Annotated in this window: 24 protein-coding genes; 12 read left to right on the top strand and 12 right to left on the bottom strand. The window is 63.1% G+C overall.

Annotation, left to right across the window (positions count from 1 at the left end; all coding sequences use genetic code 11):
- Window positions 1-7: 7 nt before the first annotated feature.
- Window positions 8-409: a mercury resistance transcriptional regulator MerR gene (gene merR / locus AC3WTD_RS08050; RefSeq protein ID WP_492613477.1), complete on the bottom strand. Its 402-nt coding sequence runs from the start codon at window positions 407-409 to the stop codon at window positions 8-10.
- 232 nt (window positions 410-641) lie between these two features.
- Between merR and merT the strand changes: the two genes are divergently transcribed.
- The 4 genes from merT to merA all read left to right on the top strand — a co-directional run bounded on the left by merT (window position 642) and on the right by merA (window position 3,351).
- A complete protein-coding gene (gene merT, locus AC3WTD_RS08045) occupies window positions 642-992 on the top strand; it encodes a mercuric ion transporter MerT (protein ID WP_037088997.1) in 351 nt (116 codons plus the stop codon).
- Between the two features lie 13 nt (window positions 993-1,005).
- A complete protein-coding gene (gene merP, locus AC3WTD_RS08040) occupies window positions 1,006-1,281 on the top strand; it encodes a mercury resistance system periplasmic binding protein MerP (RefSeq protein WP_027491735.1) in 276 nt (91 codons plus the stop codon).
- Window positions 1,282-1,284: 3 nt separating this feature from the next.
- A complete protein-coding gene (merF, locus tag AC3WTD_RS08035) occupies window positions 1,285-1,527 on the top strand; it encodes a mercury resistance system transport protein MerF (RefSeq protein ID WP_027491736.1) in 243 nt (80 codons plus the stop codon).
- 147 nt (window positions 1,528-1,674) lie between these two features.
- The gene (gene merA, locus AC3WTD_RS08030; protein ID WP_492613476.1) at window positions 1,675-3,351 is read left to right on the top strand and encodes a mercury(II) reductase; all 1,677 of its coding nucleotides are present in this window, start codon (window positions 1,675-1,677) and stop codon (window positions 3,349-3,351) included.
- A 38-nt stretch (window positions 3,352-3,389) separates the two neighbouring features.
- Here merA and AC3WTD_RS08025 read toward each other — a convergent pair whose 3' ends face one another.
- Window positions 3,390-3,845 carry a MerR family transcriptional regulator gene (locus AC3WTD_RS08025; protein WP_492613498.1) on the bottom strand — a complete coding sequence of 152 codons (456 nt, stop codon included), beginning with the start codon at window positions 3,843-3,845 and terminating at the stop codon, window positions 3,390-3,392.
- Window positions 3,842-4,081 (bottom strand): thioredoxin domain-containing protein, encoded by a 240-nt coding sequence (locus AC3WTD_RS08020; protein WP_027491738.1) that lies wholly within the window; start codon window positions 4,079-4,081, stop codon window positions 3,842-3,844. The genes AC3WTD_RS08025 and AC3WTD_RS08020 overlap by 4 nt, the downstream gene beginning before the upstream one ends.
- Window positions 4,082-4,449: 368 nt before the next feature.
- On the opposite strand from AC3WTD_RS08020, the gene AC3WTD_RS08015 reads away from it, so the two are divergent.
- The 3 genes from AC3WTD_RS08015 to AC3WTD_RS08005 all read left to right on the top strand — a co-directional run bounded on the left by AC3WTD_RS08015 (window position 4,450) and on the right by AC3WTD_RS08005 (window position 6,848).
- Window positions 4,450-5,325, top strand: a complete 876-nt coding sequence (locus AC3WTD_RS08015; protein ID WP_492613475.1) for a transporter — start codon at window positions 4,450-4,452, stop codon at window positions 5,323-5,325.
- Window positions 5,326-5,508: 183 nt separating this feature from the next.
- The gene (locus AC3WTD_RS08010; RefSeq protein WP_492613474.1) at window positions 5,509-5,856 is read left to right on the top strand and encodes a heavy-metal-associated domain-containing protein; all 348 of its coding nucleotides are present in this window, start codon (window positions 5,509-5,511) and stop codon (window positions 5,854-5,856) included.
- Complete coding sequence (locus tag AC3WTD_RS08005; RefSeq protein ID WP_492613473.1) at window positions 5,853-6,848, top strand: NHL repeat-containing protein; 996 nt, start codon at window positions 5,853-5,855, stop codon at window positions 6,846-6,848. Before AC3WTD_RS08010 ends, AC3WTD_RS08005 begins: the two co-directional genes overlap by 4 nt.
- Window positions 6,849-6,959: 111 nt before the next feature.
- Here AC3WTD_RS08005 and AC3WTD_RS08000 read toward each other — a convergent pair whose 3' ends face one another.
- The 8 genes from AC3WTD_RS08000 to AC3WTD_RS07965 all read right to left on the bottom strand — a co-directional run bounded on the left by AC3WTD_RS08000 (window position 6,960) and on the right by AC3WTD_RS07965 (window position 12,178).
- Entirely contained in the window at window positions 6,960-7,802 is an 843-nt protein-coding gene (locus AC3WTD_RS08000) for a sterol desaturase family protein (RefSeq protein ID WP_492613472.1), read from the bottom strand.
- Between the two features lie 44 nt (window positions 7,803-7,846).
- A complete protein-coding gene (locus AC3WTD_RS07995; protein ID WP_492613471.1) occupies window positions 7,847-8,092 on the bottom strand; it encodes a hypothetical protein in 246 nt (81 codons plus the stop codon).
- A 204-nt stretch (window positions 8,093-8,296) separates the two neighbouring features.
- Window positions 8,297-8,854 (bottom strand): peroxidase-related enzyme, encoded by a 558-nt coding sequence (locus AC3WTD_RS07990; protein ID WP_027491743.1) that lies wholly within the window; start codon window positions 8,852-8,854, stop codon window positions 8,297-8,299.
- Window positions 8,854-9,567, bottom strand: a complete 714-nt coding sequence (locus tag AC3WTD_RS07985; protein ID WP_492613470.1) for a haloacid dehalogenase type II — start codon at window positions 9,565-9,567, stop codon at window positions 8,854-8,856. The genes AC3WTD_RS07990 and AC3WTD_RS07985 overlap by 1 nt, the downstream gene beginning before the upstream one ends.
- Before the next feature lie 33 nt (window positions 9,568-9,600).
- On the bottom strand, window positions 9,601-10,038 hold the full coding sequence (locus tag AC3WTD_RS07980) for a hypothetical protein (RefSeq protein ID WP_027491745.1): 438 nt from the start codon (window positions 10,036-10,038) through the stop codon (window positions 9,601-9,603).
- 83 nt (window positions 10,039-10,121) lie between these two features.
- The gene (locus AC3WTD_RS07975) at window positions 10,122-10,442 is read right to left on the bottom strand and encodes an EthD family reductase (RefSeq protein WP_027491746.1); all 321 of its coding nucleotides are present in this window, start codon (window positions 10,440-10,442) and stop codon (window positions 10,122-10,124) included.
- 355 nt (window positions 10,443-10,797) lie between these two features.
- Window positions 10,798-11,451 (bottom strand): cysteine hydrolase family protein, encoded by a 654-nt coding sequence (locus AC3WTD_RS07970; protein WP_027491747.1) that lies wholly within the window; start codon window positions 11,449-11,451, stop codon window positions 10,798-10,800.
- A gap of 169 nt (window positions 11,452-11,620) precedes the next feature.
- On the bottom strand, window positions 11,621-12,178 hold the full coding sequence (locus tag AC3WTD_RS07965; protein ID WP_492613469.1) for a carboxymuconolactone decarboxylase family protein: 558 nt from the start codon (window positions 12,176-12,178) through the stop codon (window positions 11,621-11,623).
- A 140-nt stretch (window positions 12,179-12,318) separates the two neighbouring features.
- Between AC3WTD_RS07965 and AC3WTD_RS07960 the strand changes: the two genes are divergently transcribed.
- The 4 genes from AC3WTD_RS07960 to AC3WTD_RS07945 all read left to right on the top strand — a co-directional run bounded on the left by AC3WTD_RS07960 (window position 12,319) and on the right by AC3WTD_RS07945 (window position 16,166).
- A complete protein-coding gene (locus tag AC3WTD_RS07960) occupies window positions 12,319-13,173 on the top strand; it encodes an AraC family transcriptional regulator (protein ID WP_027491749.1) in 855 nt (284 codons plus the stop codon).
- 313 nt (window positions 13,174-13,486) lie between these two features.
- Window positions 13,487-14,023, top strand: coding sequence for a CBS domain-containing protein (locus AC3WTD_RS07955; RefSeq protein ID WP_492613468.1), 537 nt, complete (start codon window positions 13,487-13,489; stop codon window positions 14,021-14,023).
- 216 nt (window positions 14,024-14,239) lie between these two features.
- The gene (locus tag AC3WTD_RS07950; protein WP_235642035.1) at window positions 14,240-14,662 is read left to right on the top strand and encodes a DUF427 domain-containing protein; all 423 of its coding nucleotides are present in this window, start codon (window positions 14,240-14,242) and stop codon (window positions 14,660-14,662) included.
- A 25-nt stretch (window positions 14,663-14,687) separates the two neighbouring features.
- Window positions 14,688-16,166 (top strand): patatin-like phospholipase family protein, encoded by a 1,479-nt coding sequence (locus AC3WTD_RS07945; RefSeq protein ID WP_037089002.1) that lies wholly within the window; start codon window positions 14,688-14,690, stop codon window positions 16,164-16,166.
- Between the two features lie 106 nt (window positions 16,167-16,272).
- Here AC3WTD_RS07945 and AC3WTD_RS07940 read toward each other — a convergent pair whose 3' ends face one another.
- A complete protein-coding gene (locus AC3WTD_RS07940; protein WP_492613467.1) occupies window positions 16,273-16,695 on the bottom strand; it encodes a hypothetical protein in 423 nt (140 codons plus the stop codon).
- A gap of 248 nt (window positions 16,696-16,943) precedes the next feature.
- On the opposite strand from AC3WTD_RS07940, the gene AC3WTD_RS07935 reads away from it, so the two are divergent.
- Complete coding sequence (locus AC3WTD_RS07935) at window positions 16,944-17,240, top strand: BufA1 family periplasmic bufferin-type metallophore (RefSeq protein WP_027491753.1); 297 nt, start codon at window positions 16,944-16,946, stop codon at window positions 17,238-17,240.
- The last annotated feature ends 9 nt before the right edge of the window (window positions 17,241-17,249 follow it).

Raw genomic sequence — 17,249 nt, 5'->3', positions numbered from 1 at the left:
CAACCCCTCAGCGCAGGGCCGCGATCAGCGGACAGGACACTTGGCCAGACTGGCTGTGGCAGGCGTGGACCAGCTGGGACAGGGTCCGTTCCATGCGCTTCAGGTCCGCCAGTTTCTCGCGCACGTCCTTGAGTTTGTGTTCGGCCAGCACACTGGCTTCGCTGCAATGCGTGCCGTCCTCCAGTTGCAACAGTTCGGCGATCTCGTCCAGGCTGAAGCCGAGTCGCTGAGCCGATTTCACGAACCGCACGCGCGCGACGTCCGTCTCGTCGTAACGGCGGATGCCGCCGTAAGGTTTGTCCGGTTCGGACAGCAGGCCTCGTCGTTGATAGAACCGGACCGTCTCCACATTGACCCCAGCCGCCTTGGCAAAGGCGCCGATGGTCAGGCCTTTCTGGCTGTTCGTCATCGCGCTTGATTCCATGCAGGACTGCGCAGGCAGGTTAGCACCGTGTGGCGATGCACAAAGGGCCAGATCCCGGCGTAGCCGTTATCACGGCGGCGTTCCCTCCACCGCGCAACGGCATGCGTCACGGCACTGGACACACCTCCGCATAGAACGCTTGACTACGTACTTAGGTACGTCCTTATGCTGTCCCTGTACGGTGAACCGGATCGTCGCAATGGAAAAGGAATCACTTATGTCTGCACCAAAGAAACCCAGTGGCGTACTGGTCGCCGGCGGCCTGGCCGCGATCCTGGCATCCACCTGCTGCCTGGGGCCGCTGCTGCTGGTGGCCCTCGGATTTTCTGGCGCATGGATCGGCAATCTGACCGTGCTGGAACCCTACCGTCCGTGGTTCATCGGGCTGGCGTTGGTCGCGATGTTCTTTGCCTGGCGACGCATCTTTCGCCCGGCAACCGCCTGCCAGCCGGGCGAGGTCTGCGCGATACCGCAGGTTCGGACCACCTACAAACTCATCTTCTGGATCGTGGCCGCGCTGGTGCTGGTCGCGCTCGGATTTCCCTACGTGCTTCCCTTGTTCTACTGATCTGGAGTTCATCATGAAAAAGCTGGTTGCCGTTCTTGCACTCGCCGTCGTGACTGCCCCTGCCTGGGCCGCCACCCGGACCGTCACGCTGTCCGTGCCGGGGATGACTTGTCCGGCCTGTCCGATCACGGTGAAGAAGGCGCTCGATCGAGTAGGGGGCGTCGAGAACGTCACGGTGGCTTTCGAGCAGCGCGAGGCGGTCGTTACCTTTGACGATGCCAAGACCAGCGTCCAGCAGTTGACCACAGCTACGGCCAATGCCGGTTATCCAGCCACGGTAAGGAAATAGGACGTGGGGAATCCAAAAACATTGATACAGGTGGGTGTGGTCGGCTCAGTGCTGGCGGTGTTGTGCTGCGCCACGCCGATTCTGGTGCTCTTGCTGGGGGCCATCGGCCTGTCGGCACTCACCGGTTATCTGGACTATGTGTTGCTGCCTGCCCTGGTGGTATTTCTCGGCATCACGGTCTATGCGCTATGGAAACGGCAGCGGGAGCGAGCCTGCTGCATGCCGAGCCACAAAGAGCAGCGGTGATCGGGGCATCACTGGTTGTGTTGGTATTTCTTGTTGCCCCGATGGTTGCTGGAACGTCGCTTTCCGGTGCAAGGGAAGGTTTCGAAGTTTCCTCCAAGAAGTGTCCGTTTGCGGCTACTTGCTTCATGTCACTATTTCGAGATATTCATGAAAGAAATGCATTTGTCCGTGTCTGGCATGACCTGCGATGCCTGCGCCGCGCATGTCGAAGACGCGCTGAAGAGCGTGGCCGGTCTCCATGCGGTGACGGTCGCCTATCCCGAAAATACCGCGCATATCCGGGCCGAATCCACGTTGACGGTTGAATCGCTCAATGCCGCGCTGCCGAGCAAGTACCGTGTGGTCGCGCCTCAACGGCAATACCTGGGTACGAGCGCCCCGGTGACGAACACGCCCACCATGGAAGCACCGGGTCCGGATCGAGGCTCCTCGCTCAGGCTGGCGGTGATCGGCAGCGGTGGGGCGGCGATGGCAGCCGCGCTGAAGGCTGCAGAGAGTGGCGCACAAGTAACACTGATCGAGCGCGGCACCATCGGTGGCACCTGCGTCAATATCGGCTGCGTGCCGTCCAAGATTTTCATCCGCGGTGCGCACATTGCCCACCTGCGCCGAACCAGCCCTTTCGATGGGGGAATCAGTGCGGCGACTCCGGTGATCGATCGGACCCGGTTGCTCGCGCAGCAACAGGCACGCGTCGAGGAGCTTCGCCACATCAAGTACGAAGGCATTCTGGCTGCGAAAGCCAACATCGAGGTGATCCATGGCCAGGCGCAATTCGTGGATGCGCATCGGCTCGGCGTGCGTCTGAATGACGGTGGCGAGCGTTCGGTGACGTTTGATCGCTGCCTGATTGCCACCGGCGCCAGCCCGATGATTCCCCCGATCCCGGGGCTGAAGGACACGCCGTACTGGACCAGCACCACCGCACTGGTCAGCGACACCATCCCCCGGCGCCTGATGGTGATCGGCTCTTCAGTGGTGGCGGTGGAACTGGCCCAGGCCTTCGCCCGGTTGGGCAGCCAGGTCACCATTCTGGCGCGAAGCACGCTGTTCTTCCGCGAAGACCCAGCCATCGGAGTCGCGGTCAAGGCTGCTTTTGAGAACGAGGGCATGAACGTACTCGAGTACACGCAGGCCAGCGAGGTTGCCTATGCAGGGAGCGAGTTCGTACTCAACACCAACGCTGGCGAACTGCGTGCCGACCGTCTGCTGGTGGCCACCGGCCGCACACCGAACACGCGGGATCTCCACCTGGACGCGATCGGTGTCTCGCGTAACCAGGGCGGCGCCATTGTGGTGGACGAGTCCATGCGCACCAGTGCCGGACACATCTACGCCGCCGGTGATTGCACGGATCAGCCACAGTTCGTTTATGTGGCAGCGGCGGCCGGTACCCGCGCAGCCACCAACATGCTGGGCGGCGAGGCGTCCCTGGATCTCACCGTGATGCCGGCGGTGGTATTCACCGAACCCCAGGTCGCCACCGTCGGGCTGTCCGAGGCCGAGGCCCACCTCATGGGCATCGAAACCGACAGTCGCACGCTCACCCTGGACAACGTGCCACGCGCGCTGGTCAATTTCGATACTCAAGGCTTTATAAAAATCGTTGCTGAAACCGGTTCCCTTCGCCTGCTCGGCGTGCAGGCGGTTGCCGCCGAGGCCGGGGAAATCATCCAGTCGGCTGCGTTGGCGTTACGGGCCGGCATGACGGTACAGGAGTTGGCCGATCAGTTGTTCCCGTACCTGACGATGGTCGAGGGGCTGAAGTTGTGCGCGCAGACTTTCAGCAAGGATGTGAAACAGCTGTCGTGCTGCGCAGGTTGAGCGAGACGGTCGGGTTGTGGGTGTGTGCCAGCCATGGCTCACGAGCGCCTTCGGGTCAGGGCCGTTTTTCTCGCACGGTCCGGGGCAGGTGGTGTCGTTTGAGAGGTGGATTCCATCGCCAGGATCGGGCAGGAACCGTCGACGCGGGTGCACAGATTCAGCAGGAGGCGCAGTTCGTCGTGCAAATGGCGCAAGGTGCGCAGACGCTGGGTCACGGCATCGAGCTTGCCATGCGCCAGACGACGTGCTTCCGCGCGCGCCGTGGCCGGATGGTCGCGCAGTTCCAGAAGCTGTCGGATCTCGGCCAGCGAGAAGTCCATGGCCTGCGCGCGGGCGATGAAGCGCAGGCGTTCGAGGTCAGTTTCGGTGTAGGCGCGCCGTCCGCCACCGTCGCGCAATACGCGGCGCATCAGTCCGATGCGTTCGTAATAACGCAGGGTGTCGGCGCTCATGCAGGCCAACTGCGCGGCATCGCCGATCCGATAAGCGCTCACGTGTCGTTTCCTTGCCTGGCGATCCACGCACGAAGCTGCGCAAACGCGCGCGGGCCTTGCACCACCAGCCGACCGTCGATGACCAATGCGGGCAGGCGGACGATGCGTAATTTGGCGGCCGCTTCCAGATGCACGGTTGCGTCGATCCAGTGCACGGATTCACTGCGTTGGTCCGTTGCTTCCTCGACGCCACCGCAGGCGGTGCAGTAGGGATTGTAGTAAAGCTCGGCAGGCACGATGCAATGACAGTTACAGAATACCCTGACTTGGAGTTTGCTCCAGGTAGTCAGCAATATCCATGTGCTGGAGCCGCTCCCATCTCACCGGCGATGGTTCCTTGCGTGGGTTGTGCAAGACCGGTTTCGTTCATTGCGAAAGGCATGCCAAGTGCAGGAAATCCCAACCGGAATGGCCATGCTCTTGACCTGGAGCGTGCTCCAGGTTTGAAACTCCCCGGCGACGCTCACGCGGTGCTGGATTGGACCGGGTGAGGCGAGCCCTCACCGGCCCACGATTTTGCTGGGAACGAACCACCATGAAACCATGCAAAGCGAACCACTCAAACGCATCAACGGCAAAGCTTCGAGCGACATGGGTTGTGTTGATGACTGCTGCCGTCGGCGCATTCGGCAGCGCGCCCGCCGCTGCTGGACCCATCACCTTCAATACGGCGTTGCCGGTCAGCCAGGGTGAGCTGCTGTTCCAGGAGACGATGATGTATCGCTTGCTCGACGATGGAACGGCACTACCCGATATGCGGGTGGCCGCCCGGGCCGGCATCAGCGTCCTGGCCTATGGCGTTACCGGCAAACTGACCGTGTTTGGAATGGTGCCGTTTCTGGACAAGACGCTGGATATGACCACGCCCATGGGAGCTGTCCATCGGGCCAACCATGGTCTGGGCGACAGCACTTTCTTCGTCCGCTATACGGTGTGGCAGAACAATATCGCTGGTGCGAGTTTTCGCGTGGCGCCGATCCTTGGCGCGGTGGCGCCGACCGGCCGCGACAGTTATCGGGATACTTATGGTGCGCAGCCGCGGATGTTCCAGCCTGGTTCGGGCGCGTGGGGTGTACTCGGAGGTGTCGTGGCCACCTGGCAGACGCTGAACTACGAGATCGATACGTCCCTGAGCTACCAGGGCAACGGCCGGCACGCCGGGTATTCGCCCGGCCATGTCAGCGAGTTCGACGCTTCGTTCCAGTACCGGCTGCTGCCGCGGAAACTTGGCAACGGCTTGCCGCACTTCCTTTATGGCGTGCTGGAAACGAACCTGATCCGGACCGGGCGCAACTTCATGAACGGCAGCCCTGTCGTGGCGTCCGGCGGCACCGAGTGGTTCATCGCACCCGGTCTGGAGTACGTCACGCCTCGTTGGGTCTTGCAAGGAGTTGTCCAGATTCCAGTGCAGCGCAATGTGCCCTTCGGCAGCTTGCGCGATCGTCGTATCTACAACGTTGCCCTGCGGTTCAATTTCTGAGAGGTTGTGAATTTTTCAACCTCTCAGACCGGCCACGGAGGGCCGGGCATGAAACAGTCACGCCAGTGACTGTTTCATGTGAGCGAGTCCGGGCGTGTACCGGACTCGCGACTGAAGAAAACCACAGGAAGTGGTTTTCTTCACAAGCTCTGAGCCGTGCGCGATTTTTCAAGGAGAACGCTTATGTTTCGTCCCATGGTCCACTTCCTGCGTCTGCTCGTCCTGTCGCTGGGCCTGATAGCTATCACGCCGGTTTTCGCCAGCTCCACAGTTACGGTCCCCCCGCCTGCCAACGCCTACGTGCTGCGCGTGGACGGCTTGGCCTGTCCGTTCTGCGCTTACGGTATCGAAAAAGAATTCGCCAAGCAGCCGGGCGTGGAGAACACCGACGTGAACCTCAGCAATGGCGTGCTCATCGTGACGGTGAGTCCTGGAACCGCATTTACCGACGCGCAGCTGGCGCAAGTGGTGCACAAGGCCGGTTTTCAACTGAAAGCTGTAGTCAATCGTCCCGCTGGAGCCAAGCCATGAAACGCATGCTGTACGGGTTACTCGGCGTTGTGGCCGCCCTGTTGCTGATCGCTGGAACAGGCGGGCTGCTCTGGGTGCCCGGTTGCAAAGAGCCGCCCTACCGGCGGGTGATGATTTGGGGCGGTGCCGGATCGAAGCCGGGTCAATTCCAGGATCCGGTTGGCATTACGCTGGCCGAGGGCAGGGTTTTTGTTGCCGACTCGCGCAATCATCGCATCCAGGTCTTCGACCGCAACGGCCGGTTTCTTCGCGCCATCGATCATCCAGCCACCGGTGCTGCCGGGTTGGGTCGGCCCATGAACCTCACCGTGGCCAGCGGCAAACTGTATGTTGCGGACTACTGGAACGACGACATCAAGGTATTTTCGACCAGCGGCGCGTTGCTTGAGGTCATCGGCCACGGCGGTTCAGGACCAGGCGAGTTCAAGGCACCCTCGGGGGTTGCCGTGTTGCCCAACGGGAATCTCGTGGTGGCGGATTTCTACAACCAGCGTATCCAGGAGTTGCGTTCCAATGGCACGTTCGTGCGTCAGTGGGGCACCACCGGGAAGAAGGGCTATGTGTCCGCAGGCGCATTCAACTATCCCACCGACGTGACCACCGACAGGCGTGGCCATATCTATGTCACGGATGGCTACAACGATCGCATCCAGATGTTTGGCCCCGATGGGCGATTCCTCCGGATGTGGGGCGGCCCTATGGGGCTACACCTTCCTGCGTTCATCAATATCCTCGGCTCGCTCCATGGCTGGTTCAGGACGCCGACCGCCATTGCCATCGGCCCTGATGGCAATGTGTTTGTGGCCGACGAGGAAAACAACCGCATCCAGAAATTCAGCGCCAAGGGTCGCTTCTTGACCGCCTTCGGAACGCCCCATCGGATTCCGGGCTTCACCGAAACCGGGGTGGCGGTGGCAGAGGATGGCACGGTCTACGCTACCAATCTTGCGGACAACTCGGTCGAGGTGTGGAAGTCGGCATCATCCCGGTAAACCGATAGTGTGTTTGTGCCCTCTCATGAAAGGCGGCTACAAGCAAAGTCAGGGCTGCTCTGGACTCTGGCGCAGACAAGTACCGATCAAGGGACGCGCAGCCCGCCATGGTCAGACACCGGATGATGGGCGGCCGTCCTGGTCAGTGCGTTGGTCGACGCGAAACGGCTGCCACAGCATCCGATCCAGGCGCAGCTCGCGTGGGTCGCGGAACTGTTGGATGCCGATGGTCATGTTGAGGTGGCCGTCGCGTGGCTGCGCACGATAGGTGCCGAACAGGCGATCCCACCAGGGCAGGTTGAAGCCGAAGTTGGCGTTGGTCTCGTCCGGATGCCAGGAGTGATGCACGCGATGCATGTCCGGCGTGACGAGGATCCGGCGCAGCAGGCGGTCCAGCGGCATCGGCAGGCGGACATTGCCGTGGTTGAACATCGAAGTGGCGTTCAGCAGCACCTCGAAAACCAGCACGGCCGTCGCGGGTGAGCCCAAGGCCACGATGACGCCCAGCTTGATGCCCAGCGACAGCAGGATCTCCAGCGGATGGAAGCGTGCGCCGGTGGTCAGATCGAATTCGAGGTCGGTGTGATGCATCCGGTGCAGCCGCCACAAGACTGGCACCGCGTGGAACAACACGTGCTGCAGATAGATGGCTAGATCGAGCAGGAGTACCGATGCGCCAAGCGCCAGCCAGTTTGGTGCTTTCAGCACATGCAACAGTCCCCACCCATGGGTCTCGGCGTAGAGCGCCACGCCGACGGCGGCGGTGGGAAAGAGCAAACGCACCAGTACGCTATCGAGCACGACGATGCCGAGATTGCCAGGCCAGCGCCGCCATCGACCAATCGTCTGGCGCCGCCGGGGCGCCAGCACTTCCCACAGCGCCATCACGGCGAAGATGCCGGCGAAGGCACCGAACCGGATCGCGGGTTCGTGGGCAAGCAGAAACGGGGCCATCGTCGGATGCCCTGGTCAGGAGGCCGGATCGATCGTCGAGGACATCACCCAGCCTTGTCCGATTCCGAACCGGCCTGGCGAGATATCAGTCCGAGATTGGCGACCGCGAACGGGGTCAGCAGATTCATGGCGATCTTGATCGCCAGCTGCGCGTTCCACGGTCCAGCCAGCAGCTGGCCACCGAGGTTGAACGCGCTCAGCCACACGCCCACCAACAGCGCCACCAGGCAGGTCCGTTTCAGATGAGGAGGGTGGAACATCACCCCCAGGATGTGGCGCAACGTCAGCATGTCATGGTCTTTCCGGCAAGCCGGCATGGAACGGGAGCCGGCATCAGATCGTGAAGCGGGCGATGGCGTGCAGGGCGGGAACGCCGCATTATCCGCGCCGGAACCACCCGCGCAGGCAACCCTACCACCGAGCATGACGTCGCGTGGCAAGCACGGGGTGGCGTGTCTTGTCCGGCCCCGGGGCCGGTATGGACGGGAACCGCTTCATTCGTCGGCATAGCCGGTGATCTCTTCCGAGTCGGCTTCCACGCCAAGGCCCAGTGCGATGCGGTTGACGAAGTTGAAATAGGCGGTGACCAGGTTGATGCGCAGGATATCCCCGTCGGTGAGCCCTTCCGTGCGCAATGCCGTCACCTGCGCCTGGTCCATCGTCGACGGGGCGGCGGTGAGCTTTCGCGCGTACAGCAGCATCGCACGCAGCCGCAAGTCGGCGAGCTGGTCGGGTGCCGTGCGCACGGCGGCCAGCACGGCCGCATCCTTTTCATGGCGTTGCAGCGCCTCCAGATGATGCGCCACGCAATAGGTGCAACCGTTGGCGGTGGAGACCACCACCGCGATGGCCTCGCGCTCGCGCCGGCTCAATGGACCGGGGGAGAACATCAGGTGCAGGTACAGGTCGAGATGGTGCTGCAGGGCGTCCGGGTCGAGGCTGTGCACGCTGAGAATGCGCGCCACCTTGCCGCGTTGCTTCTTGATGGTGCCGTAGATGTCACGCAGCGGGCCGCGTGCCTCGCTGTCCGGGATTTCGCTGATCCAGCCCATCAATCGACTCCTCCCCGGATGTCGTTGATGCCGGCAACTGGCGCCGGTCCCACGACGTGCCGCAATGCCTGGACGAGGTCAGGTACGGCGGGGGCCGGGACCCACGGGTATTCCTGTGGGCGCCCGGTCCGGTTGATCCACAACGCCTGCCAGTTTGAGGAAGCCGCGCCGGCGACATCCCAGGCGTTGGATGAATGAAAGGCGATGGCCGATGGTGCGACGCCGAATGCGTCGGCCGCCGCCGCGTAGACGCGGACATCGGGCTTGAACACCTGCAGTTCGTGCACGGAATACACCACGTCGACGAGGTCGCCGAGATGCGCGGCGGCCAGCGCCGTCTGCAGCATCGAACGGGTGGCGTTGGAAAACACGGCAACGCGCATCCCCGCTGCGCGGTATCCAGCCAGGGCGCGAGGTACCTCGGGGTAGGCGTCCAGCTCGCGGTAGGCGTCCAGCAGCGCCGAGCGCAGGGCGTCATCACGGCGGCCCGCTGCGGCCAGGGCGTAATCCAGTGCTTCTCCGGTTACCTGCCAGAAATCCGCGTAGCGCTGCATCAGGCTGCGGGTCCAGGTGTATTCAAGCTGCTTCTGTCGCCATCGCTCGGATATGTCTTCGGCCTCCGGGCCCATGCGATCGGCCAGCCGGGCTACCGCCGAGTGCACATCGAACAGGGTGCCGTAGGCGTCGAATACCGCGATTTCGGGGCGTGTCATGTGGCCGTGCCTCCTTCAGTTTGTCCAGGATGTTCAGGAATGGCCCGGGTTGCCGCGCGCGGCTTGTCTGCGGCCGTCGATCGTCATGGTGTCGGCATCGCGCAACAGATAGAGCGCCGCGCATCCGGCAAGCATGGGCCAGGCGGCGAAGAACATCAGATTGGTGCCTTCATAGGGGTGCGCGTATTGATGCCAGGCGGACAGTGTCGAGACGGCATGCAGGAGCAACACCGCGCCGTAGGTGTAACGCCGTGCGAGCCCGGCAACAAAGGCCAGCAGAAGTACCAGCTCCATGGCCCCGATCACGACGAAGGCACCCTGGCCGAGGCCGGTGACGGCGTAAAAATGGCTGAATACGCCAGCGCTGTGTTCGGGCCGGATGAATTTGTCCAGCGTCCACATCAGCATCACGAGAAAGATCGACAGGCGCAGTCCAAGCAGTGCCCAACCCAGCCGTTTTGATGAATTCATGGGATGGATCTCCGGGGAAGGCGAGGGCGACAGACTAACGGTCATCCTTTCGCCGAATGGATGCATTGACGACGCAAGGCCGGTCAGCCGCGCTCGACCATGACCTCGCTGGTCTGTATGACCGGCGTGATGTCCGTGAAATTGGGGAGGTCGGCCATGAGTTCGGCGGTGTGCGGTCCGAAACCGTTCTGGAAGGCTTCCACCGAGTCACAGAAAATATGGCTCACGCCGATATAGGTCGGTGCCGCCCCGGGGGCTCCGCCGGCCAGTCCCTTGTCGATCGAGTAGTACCGGCAGCTGTCGCCCATGCGTCGCTTCACAAGCGGCATGTGCGTGTCACGGTAGTACGCATGGTCGAACCGGGCTTCCGGGGCATGGGGGTACATCACACTGATCTTGATCATGATTTTCCTGCTCATGGTTGGGGGCGCACTTTGCGCGCGCCAGGGAATCTGTCGGTACGCCTTGCCTCCGTTCGAATGCAGGCGGGCCGGTCCTGCTTGTGTTCGATGCATTCGATCCGGGCGGGAATGGCACTTACTTAAGCCCCGTTCTCGCTGAGCGTAGCCCGCGCAGCGGGCGGAGTCGAAGCGCCGCCAGACCAGGGCCGCCCCATCGCCGGCGTGTCCTTCGACTTCGGCCTTCGGCCTACGCTCAGAGCCTGCCCCGGACTTGATCCGGGGACGAACGGGGCTTGAGTAAGCGCCATTCGGTCCGGGCGGCTCTTCCTTCCTGGAAGGGCCGCCCGGTCGAAGGGGGTTACCTGGTGGCGAGGATGGCGTCCTTCGCTTCCTGGGTGGTCACCACGTCATTTGCGATCATCTGGAAGTTCGTCAAAGCGGCGGCGTAGCCGTCGAGCCCCGGCAATTGCGCGGCAGCGGTGGCGTCCTTCACCACTTCGACTTCGAAACCCTGCTCCAGCAGTTCCCTCAGGTGGCTTTCGACACAGAGGTTGGCCGACATGCCGGCGAGTATCACCTTCGAAATGCCGTGCTTGCGAAGCTGCAGCGCCAGATCGTTCGTCTGTGGGCCATAGACCTTGTGCGGACTGGTGACGATGGTCTTGCCGTCATTGATGTACTTCTTGTACTGCGGCATCCAGTCGGCGCCGGAGTTCTCGAACCCGTCGAGGCTCAGGGGTCCCTTGCGGTCGAACATGCCGATCTTGTGCATCGCCACTTCAAGCGGGCCGCCGAACTTCCAGCCGTGGTCCCACGGATAGTAGTAGTGGGGCGAAATGACGACCTGCATGTTGCTGTCCTTCGCTGCCTTGAACAAGGTGTCGAGGTTTTCAACGGTGTGGTTGGCCACGACGCTCTTGCCGACCAGCCCCCAGGTCACGCCCTTGGGGCTGAGAAAGTCGACCTGCGGGTCAATCACGACCAGCGCGGTGTTGGCGTGGTCGACCTGCATGGTGGTCTTGGGAAGTTGTGCATGGGCGGGGCCGGCTGCGAAACCGATACCCACGGATGCCGCAAGAAGTGCGAGAGTCTTTTGCATGTAATGCATGAACCTGATGTCCTGATGATGGGGGGTATGTTGCGGGCCGGATGCTTCAGTCCCTGCGACCCTGCCGAAAACGTCATGCCTGGCGCTTCCATGCCTCGCTGGCGAACTGCTCGTTGGTCTGGGTTTCGGTCAGGTGGTTGGCGTAGTTGCTGAGCGTCTTCATCGTCACGCCCAGCACGACTTCCAGCGCCTGCTGGTGGGTGAATCCGGCCTTGAGGAAGGCCTGCAGCGGCGCTCCGGCCACCTCGCCACGCTCCTTCACCATGCGGCGGGTGAACGTGGCCAGGGCTTCCAGTCGGGCGTCGGGCAGGGTGGTGCCGCTGCGCAACGCGTCGACGACGGCATCGGGAGCCTTGGCCACCTTGCGGGCGATCAGTGAATGGGCGGCGACGCAGAACTCACAATTGTTTTCCACGCTGGCGGCCAGCAGTACCACCTGGCGTTCCACCGGGTTGAACGAAGTTTTGTCGAACTGGGCGGAAAGGCCGAAGTAGGCTTCCAGCGCTGCCGGCGCGTTGGCGAGGTTGGCATACAGGTTGGGCACGAAGCCCATCTTGTCGCGTGTGCCCCGCAGCAGTGGGCGTGCTGCTTCCGGGGCGGAGTCGGGGGTCTGCAAGGTGAATTCGCTCATGGTTCATACTCCACTGATGGGTTGATGGATGGCCGGTCGAATGGCAAAGCGGCCATGGGCATACTGTGGCCCTAGACCGCCCGCGCAACCATGTCTGCAACGCGCGCATGCTTGTCTCCGCGTCTTGATCGGGAGCCTTCGTGGACGAACTGAGTGAATTGATGCGGCACCTCCGCCTGCAGACGCGTGTGTTCCATCGGACCACGCATTGCGGGCAGTGGGTGGTCGATGGTGAATACGAGCGCAAGGCGATGTTCCACCTGGTGGCGACCGGTCGCTGCGTGATGCGGTATGACGGCCATGCCGGCGACATCCTGCTCCGGGCCGGCGACGCGGTACTGTTCAACCGCCCGGTGGACCATTGCCTGATCGCGTCGCTGGGCGCCGACGGCGACGTTCCCACGCTGCTGCTGTGCGGCTACTTCGAGTTCGACTCGCCGTTGTCGGAAGTGCTGCTGGCTTCGCTGCCGGCGCAGCTGCTGCTTCGGCACGATCCGCAGCCGGGCGGCGGGGACTCCGGCGCGCCGGCGGCCCTGCTGCAATTGATCGTCGCCGAAGCCGAGTCGAACGGTCCCGGCGCCATGGCGTTGATGGACAAGCTTTCCGATGCGCTGTTCATGTATGCGCTGCGCCAATGCCTGGCCGCCGGCACGGTCGCGCAGGGGCTGCTGACCGCGATTTTCGACCCGCATCTCGGCCCGGCGTTGCTGGCCATCCATCAGGATCCGCAGCAGCCCTGGACGGTGGCGATGCTCGCCGACCGGGTGCATCTGTCGCGGGCGGCGTTCGCCCGGCGATTTGCCCATTCGACCGGAGCCACCCCGATGGGGTACGTCACCGGCCTGCGCATGCAGCAGGCGAAGTCGGCGCTGGCCGAGCGCGGCGTCAGCGTGGCCGAAGCGGCGGTGATCGCCGGCTATGCGACGGAGGCAGCCTTCAGCCGCGCCTTCAAGCGCCTCCATGGATACTCGCCGGGTGTTTCGCGATCGCGTTGAAACCTTGCCGAATCCTTTTGGTGGTTCGGCAGCTCTATCGGGTGAGGGCGTCGCGCGGCAGCGGGAAGTTCATGGTTATTGCCCCGCGTTCCTGACCATGGATTTCGAGCCTACCCGAACTGCCGCGCGCGTCTTCACCCCTCACGGGCCGTTGATCTCCGAAGCTGCGCATACCATTGACGCAGGTTGGTTCTGCACTACGGTCCCGCGTGGGTTTCGACCCCACCGAGTCGAGGTGATCCCCATGCCGTTTCGCTCAGTCGTTACCCATCTCAGCCGCCTTCCCACGTTTGTACGTAGGCACCCCCATCTCGTGGAATCCTCGCTGAAAGACGAGGATCCCGCGCTGGCGGTCATGGTGGATTTCCATCGAGTCTGTCCGGTAACGGTCGAACCCGAACGAAGTATCGAAGAGGCACTCCAGCGCATGATCGATGCGCACGTGCGCACCCTGCTGGTGATGGCAGGCGAAAGCATGCTCGGGCTGATCACGGCCTACGACATCCAGGGCCAGAAACCGCTGCAGTTCCTGCGCGGTTCCGACTGTACCCACCCGAAATGCCGACACCAGGACATCGAGGTGGCCGACATCATGACCATGGTGGAGAGTTTGCCGACCCTGCGGATCGACGACATCCGCAAAGCGCGGACAGGCGACATCCTGGAAACCTTTCGTGAAACCAGACAGACCCATCTCCTGATCACCGAGCGCCAGGACGATGAACGTGACGAGATACGCGGATTGATCTCGCGCACCGAGATCGAACGGCGCCTCGGCATCTCGCCGGTGCTCGCTTCCATGGTCCGGACCGAGATGGAAGCATCCATGTTTCCGCGGCTCCCGGTATGAGCCGGCATCGCATGCCGCGGCCGGTCATAGAGGTTGTACCGGCACCGGGAAAATTCGTCGAGCTGGTGGCGGACATCGTGTTGCCTGTGTCGCGATGAAACGTGGATAGCCGGCCCAAGCCGTTGCTGCTACGGCCCTGTCATGAAGCGTGACCCTGATGAATCCTTCGACCGGGGAGGCGCATCTATCGGGCGTGTACGTGTGGAGACATGACCAGTGATCGCTCCGGGAGTCGGATGCATCCTCGGCGATGTGCGGGCCGATCATCGCACCCTGATCGCGAATGAGCCGGCCCGCGCGGGCGGCAGTGGCATCGGTTCGATTTCTTTTCCGACAAACCGCAACGAGGAGAGACCCATGCGCGCCATGTGGCAAGGCATTGTGATCGCCGAAAGCGATCACACGATCGTGATCGAGGGCAATCACTATTTTCCGCCAGAATCGCTCAGGCGCGAGCACCTGCGCGACAGCACCCGGCATTCGATGTGTCCATGGAAGGGCACGGCCAGCTATTTCGATGTAGTGGTCAACGACGAGGTCAATCCCGCCGCGGCGTGGTACTACCCGGAACCCAAGCCGGAAGCGGCGGAAATCCGTGGGCACGTCGCGTTCTGGCACGGTGTCATGGTTCGCCCCTGAAAGCCATCCGGGCCGGGGACGAACCATGCCCACCGCAACGCAGGACAAGGCCGTGACGCCTGCGTCCCGTCGTCTGCCACGCAGCTGGCCATGCCTGCTGCTTGGCCTCGCGCTGTGCGCGCTTGCCGGTTGCGCCACGCGGACCTGGAATACCCGGATCAAGCCGGCCGGGGTGGAGGATCGCTACGAATTCAAGACGCGATTCCCGCACGCTCCCCGCGATACCTTCGTCGTGCTGGCGTTTTCCGGCGGAGGCACCCGCGCGGCTGCCTTCAGTTACGGTGTGCTGGAAAAGCTGCGCGACACCGAAGTCCCGTCAGGCGGCCAGCCGACGCGATTGCTTGATCTGGTCGACGTGGTCACCTCGGTTTCCGGCGGCAGCTACACCGCGGCGTATTACGGCCTATTTGGCGACCGCATTTTCGGTGACTTCCGGACCCGCTTCCTCTATCGCGACTGGCAAGGCGAGCTGCTGGGCCTGCTGGGACGCCCGGATCATCTGTTGTCGATTGCCGGTCGCCACTACAACCGCAGCGATCTGGTCGCCGCCTATCTCGACCGGACGTTGCTGGAGGGCAAAACATTCGCCGACATGTCGCCGGCGGGCCTGCCGATGGTCATTCTCAACGCCAGTGACCTGAACAACGCCACCACGTTTTCCTTCATCCAGCAGCAGTTCGATTTTCTCTGCTCGGATCTGTCGACCTATCCGGTGGCCAACGCGGTGATGGCATCGGCTGCCGTGCCGGGGCTGTTCGCGCCGATCGCACTGCGCAACTATCCCGATTGCCCGCAACGACACCAGCCGTGGGTGGCGCAGTCGCTGGCGCACGATGACCTGCTGTCACGCCGCCATGCCGTGGCGCTCGCATTGTCACGTTATGACGACCCGGAACGGATGCCGGTCCTGCGCCTGGTCGACGGCGGCATCACCGACAACCTCGGCGTACGCGGTTCGATGATGAGTCCGGTGGCGCAGTACGGCAACGTGCCGGACATGGCCGGTGCCTTCACCCCGGAACAGCTACGCCGTGTGCGGCATGTGCTGGTCATCGTCGCCAATGCCCAGGTCTATGCGCCCTACCCATGGTCCGAACGGGGGCGCGCTCCGGGAACGATCGATATCTTGCGCGCCTCGTTCGACGCTTCACTGGGCATACTCAACAACGAGACCGCGGCGCTGGCGAAAAACGGCTTCCTGATGTGGGCACGCCACGTCAATGCGCTGCGTCCGGCGGGAGACCCCACGGTGGACGTGAACTTTGCCGTGCTGACCTTCGGCCAGATCAAGGACGGTGCCGAACGGCAGCGATTCAATGCGATGCCGACGGCATTTCACCTGCGCCGCGATCAGGTCGATGCGCTGCGTGCGCTGGCCGGGCGCTTGCTGACTCAGGCGCCGGAGTTTCAGAGCTTCCTGCGCGAGCTGCGCGATGAGCAGTCTGCCCTGGTGGATCCACATGCCACGACTGCTGCAGAGCCGGCTGGGGTTGGACGGCGATGATCCTGCCGGCGATTGAATGCGCGTCCACCCATGGATGGCGGGAAGCCAGCTCGCATCGGTCGTCAGTGGCGGTACGAGGCTGATGTCGTTCCCCGCCACGGCAGACTCAGGCTGCAGTTCCGGGTACGTCGCGCCGTCCTCGCAACCAGCGCCACGAGTCGAGCGCGTCGAACGCCAGCGAGATGCCGTTGACGAGCAACAATGCGATCGCGAGCGCCATTTCGGCCGTTGACGGCGGCAGATTGCCGGCGGCACCGGATAGGCGCAGAGCCAACGCGATTTCCAGCGGAACCCAGGCCAACAGGTGCGGCAGCGACATCGCCCGGCTCATGCCGCCAGCGAGCCACATGATCGGCAGGTTGGTAGCCACCACAAAGAGGGCGGCCGCGGCGCCTGCACGGCCGCTCCAGGTGTCCAGCAGAAGGAACGGCAACACGTTGACCGGTATCAGCACGAAGCCCACCCAGACCTGTACCCAGCGGGGCAGGCTGCGATACGAGCGCCAGATTTTTGCCGACCTGTGATTCATTCGTGCAGCTTGACGCCATCGAGGGCCACGTTGCAATCGGTACACAGCGGCCGCAGGTCAGCGTCCGCACCAGTCCGTTGCCTGCCGACGGATGCTGTTGCCGTGGCGACGCAGTCGACACCCGCCGCCTTGCTGCCTCATCGGCTTGATGGGTCGCCTGCAGCACACCCGTATGGTGAATCCTTTGGCCTCCCGGGCGGCTCTATGAGGTGCCGGACGCCCCGGCTCACCTTATGGAGATACCCATCATGAACTACGACAACCTGCTCAAGGTCGCTCTGGCCGGCGCGCTGACCCTCGGCGTGGCGTCGGTCGCCACCGCCAGCCCGGCGCCGAACGGCGCGAACGACATGAAGAGCGGCAAGATGGCGATGGTCAAGTGCTACGGCATCAACGCGGCGCACAAGAACGACTGCAAGTCGCCGGGGCATTCGTGCGCCGGCCAGGACAGCAAGGCACGCGACGCTAATGCATTCGTGGCCGTGCCGGCCGGCCTGTGCGAGAAGATCGACGGCGGTTCCACCACTCCGGCGGACAAGGCCTGAGCCAAGACC

The sequence above is a fragment of the Rhodanobacter sp. FW106-PBR-R2A-1-15 genome (assembly GCF_058789735.1).
The sequence above is the reverse complement of the archived record's forward strand: the minus strand, read 5'-3'. Positions and strand labels throughout refer to the sequence as shown.